The organism is Rathayibacter sp. AY2B7 (assembly GCF_002931635.1).
Taxonomy (GTDB): domain Bacteria; phylum Actinomycetota; class Actinomycetes; order Actinomycetales; family Microbacteriaceae; genus Rathayibacter.
In genome coordinates, this window is the sequence record NZ_PSUC01000206.1 from 1 (window position 1) to 1,914 (window position 1,914).

The following is a 1,914-nucleotide window of genomic DNA, read 5'->3' on the forward strand; positions in this document are numbered from 1 at the left end:
CTGCTGCTGACGGCCGCCCGCTGGCTCGCGGGCAGCGTCGCGCGGGCCCACGTCGGCACGGCCCGTCTCCGGAGGGCCCACGACGCCGAGCGCCCCTCCTTCCGAGGTCACCGTGCCCCTGCCTCCCCGGCCCGCCGACGCCGCGGTGCTGCTGCGCGAGCAGCGGGAGGTCGGCGTGCTCTGCGCTCGGCGGGCCGGCGGGGTGCTCACCGCCGCCTCAGCCCTGCACCTGCTCGCCCTGACTCCGGCCCAGCTGCTGACGGTGGTGCCGAGCGCCGCGCTGCTCGTCGTCTCGGCGCTCGTGCAGCTCGCGCCCAGCCGGTCCGTCGCGACGGGGGCGAGGGCGGTCGCCCTCGGGCTCGCGCTGGACGTCGCGGCGCTCGTCGCGTTCCTCTCGCCGGACGTCGACGCCTCCCTCCGAGCCGTCCTGAGCGGGATCACGATGCTCACCTCGATGGCGCTGCCGTGCGCGATGCTCGCCGTCGGCGCCTGGCGGGGCCTGCCCTGGGCCGCGGTCCTGGCGCTGCTCCCGGTCCTGGTCCTCGGGGCGGCGACGACGGGGGCGTCCGGGCGCGCGCCGTTCGTCCTCCTCTCGATCGTCGTCTGCTGGGCCCTGCTGCTGACGGCCGCCCGCTGGCTCGCGGGCAGCGTCGCGCGGGCCCACGTCGGCACGGCCCGTCTCCGGAGGGCCCACGACGCCGAGCGCCGCTCCAGCGAGACCGAGTCGCGGCACCGCGCCGACGCGCGGCTCATGCACGACACCATCCTGGCGACCCTGACGCTCGTGGCCCATCGGGGCGAGGGAGTGCCGGCTCCGGTGCTGCGCGACCGGGCGGCGGCCGACCTCGCGCTCCTGCGCGGTGTGGAGGCGGTGGACGAGCCGGAGCCGGCCTCCGGCGTCCGGCTGCCCGAGCCGCTCGCCGCGCTCGGTCGGCGGTCGGCGGAGGTCGGCGTCGAGGTGCGCTGGCACGGCGGTGCCCAGCCGCGGATCCGTGCGGAGGTGCTCGACGCCCTGGTGCGCGCGACCGGGGAGTGCCTCGAGAACGTGCGCCGTCACTCCGGGGCAGCGCTGGCGCACGTGAGCGTCGCGGAGGAGGCGGGCTCGCTCCGCGTCGTCGTCACGGACGAGGGGCGCGGCTTCGATCCGGCCGCGGTGCCGCCGGGGCGCCTGGGCCTCGCGGAGTCCGTCGTCGGCCGCGTCGAGGCGGTGGGCGGCACGGTCCGGGTCTTCTCGGCGCCGGGATCCGGCGCGACCGTGCTGCTGAGTGTGCCGCTGCTGAGCGTGCCGCTGTGAGCGGGACGCGGCAGGAGGAGGGGCCGGAGGACGGGACGCTCCTCGAGCTGGTCCGCGCGGCGGATCGGAGCCCCGGAGCGCTGTGGAGCATCCGCGAGCGCCTGACGCGGCCGAACCGCCTGAGCGGGAGCTACCTCGGGCTGGGCTTCCTCACCATGGCGGTGATGCTCGACATCCGCGGACTGATCTCGTACCTCTGGTCCCTCGACGCCCGGTCCGCGACCTGGGTGAGCGGTCTCTCCTGGCTGCTCGTGATCGTCGCGAGCGCGGCGGGGGCCGCGATCGCCCTGCGCCGCCACGGCGAGCTGCCGCGCTGGGCCTTCGCGGGCGTCCTCGGCGTCGACGTGATCGCGCTGCTGCTCGAGTTCGCCGACCACGCGCTGCCCACTCCGGCACCGATGTACTACCCGTCGGTCTGCGTGGGAGTGGGCGCGGGCGTGATCGCGCTGATCACCTTCCAGCCGCTCTCGCGCTCGTTCCTCGCCCTCGTGGTCCTGGTCGCGCTCGCGGCGCTCGGACTCGTCGGCCAGGCGCTGCTCGGCGACGGAGGCGCCGCCCTCGCGGTGGGCAACGTCCTCCTCGCCACCGCGCCGGCGGCCGTGTGCGTCGTCGTGCTGACC

At 76.9% G+C, this 1,914-nt stretch carries 2 protein-coding genes; both read left to right on the plus strand.

The window, feature by feature from the left end; translation table 11 throughout:
• Positions 1-112: 112 nt before the first annotated feature.
• Positions 113-1,294: a sensor histidine kinase gene (locus tag C5C27_RS17390; RefSeq protein ID WP_104249945.1), complete on the plus strand. Its 1,182-nt coding sequence runs from the start codon at positions 113-115 to the stop codon at positions 1,292-1,294.
• Positions 1,291-1,914 (plus strand): hypothetical protein (locus tag C5C27_RS17395; RefSeq protein WP_146079762.1); only part of this gene is annotated, 624 nt, incomplete at its 3' end. The genes C5C27_RS17390 and C5C27_RS17395, both read left to right, overlap by 4 nt.